2 protein-coding genes are annotated in these 1,903 nt (G+C 42.8%); both read left to right on the top strand.

The features are described from left to right. Positions 1-529, top strand: a 529-nt coding sequence (gene traF / locus AC3WVG_RS11575) for a conjugal transfer protein TraF (RefSeq protein ID WP_488798274.1), incomplete at its 5' end; no start/stop codon positions are given. After that, complete coding sequence (locus AC3WVG_RS11570) at positions 526-1,881, top strand: conjugal transfer protein TraH (protein WP_488798273.1); 1,356 nt, start codon at positions 526-528, stop codon at positions 1,879-1,881. The genes traF and AC3WVG_RS11570, both read left to right, overlap by 4 nt. Positions 1,882-1,903 lie beyond the last annotated feature (22 nt).

The following is a 1,903-nucleotide window of genomic DNA, read 5'->3' as shown; positions in this document are numbered from 1 at the left end:
AGAGCCAACGCAGGAGAATGTAGTTGAATACATGCGCCACCAGAAAAGACTATTTGAGATGGCAGACAGATTCAAAGATACCTGGGAAGTGGCCCTATTGACACATCCGGAGCTTGACTATACAGCAGATCATCCCATCTCCGCAATAGCCTTACAAACAGCCAGCAGGGAGGAACATATACAGCAAAAAGAAAGGATAAGGAAAATAGGGCAAGAGGCAGGGATATACTTTATCTTTTCATCTACTTGCCCCTATTGCATAGAGCAGGCAAAGATACTGAAACGATTTGAAAATTCCTATGAAATATCAGTATTTCCATTGACAACAAACCGGGAGGGGCTGCCTGAGTATCCCGATCCTGCAATAGGTACATGGATGGTGCAGAAACTCAGCATAACAAAAACCCCCACCCTGATCCTCGCCTATCCACAAGCGGGGAAGATGCTCCCATTGGCATCGGGTCTGATAACAGAGAATGAACTGATACGGAGGATACTAATATTAAACCAGAGAAAGGGAACGATATGAAAAAAGTAGGCTTGTCACTAGCATTTATAACGCTCATAATGGTTAACATAGCCCATGCAGATATGAACTCAGAGATGGCAGAGATGTTTAACAGGATGGGTTTTTCAACAAATCCGACTGGACCGGGCTATTATGAGGGTCAGACACGAGGATTTTATACCGGTGGCTCAATGGCCGCCAGAACCCCCTATGAACATATAAATCCATTGTCCCTATCCTTTCCATCCATCAATGCCGGTTGTGGCGGGATAGACTTTCATCTAGGTTCAATGTCATACATCAATGCAGACAAGATAATCCAGAAATTCCGCGCAATAGGGCAGAATGCAGCCGGGTATATATTCCAACTCGCGCTGGCCACTGTATCCCCTGAGATAAAAAGCATTCTTACGGAATTTGAGAACATCACAAACATGATAAATCAACTGAATATGGATTCATGCACAGCAGCCAAGTCTCTCGTAGATTTTGGAAGACGTAAATTTTCCGACGCGAACCAGGATGCCTGCACAGACTATGAAGCATCATCAGGGGGGTCAGATGATCGGGTATCAGGGGCAGAATCGTGCAGGTCAAATATGGCAGGCATAACCAGTGGTCTGACAGGAGAGAACAAAGAGATATACTCTCCATTTAAAAACTACACCTATGAGGCATTAAAAAACGTCACCCCCATAAATAACAATAAGGACCTCATAGAGGCCTTAATGACCACCATGGGAACCCTAATAATAAGGCCTGATGATAGCGATAGACCTAAAAAGATATACATACCCCCAATGATAACATTTGAGATGCTCGTGAACGGCGCCCCTAACGTATCTGTTATTTCTTGCGATAATGCTGATTGTACAGATATTAGTTACACAAATATAGACCTTAAGGCATTTAAGACCTATGTAGAGGAAGAGATGCTTGACATATTAAATGCCATAGCAAACAATGAGGACATCACCTCCCAACAAAAATCGTTTGTGCAGTCAAACAGTGTCCCCATCTACAAGATCCTGAATGTCCTATCAGTATATCCATACGTTGGTACATCCTTTATCAAAAGATTCTCTGAATCAATCGCTATAACGCTTGCCTATTTTTGGATAGAGGAGGGATTCAATGCGATTACGCGCGGAATCAAAAACGTAGAGGATGTATCAGGCATAATGTCAGACTATATGGAGACACAGAGACAGGTCCACGAAGATGCCAACTACGCCATAAGCATGGCTAAAAACCAGCTTAACACAATAGACATAATGATAAGGGAAGTGCAGAGGATAGAGGACAGAATAACCAAATCATTGAGTAAGGGCATAAATCGTGGATATACATTTGCAAACCTAGGGGCAAATTAATGGATCTATACGAGGTATATAC

This window comes from Desulfovulcanus sp., from assembly GCF_982781345.1.
Note: the sequence above shows the minus strand (reverse complement) of the source record. Positions and strands in the feature narration are given on the sequence as shown.

Coding starts and splice junctions, on each gene's coding strand:
- AC3WVG_RS11570 (WP_488798273.1), top strand. CDS start 526: ATGAAAAAAGTAGGCTTGTCACTAGCATTTATAACGCTCATAATGGTT.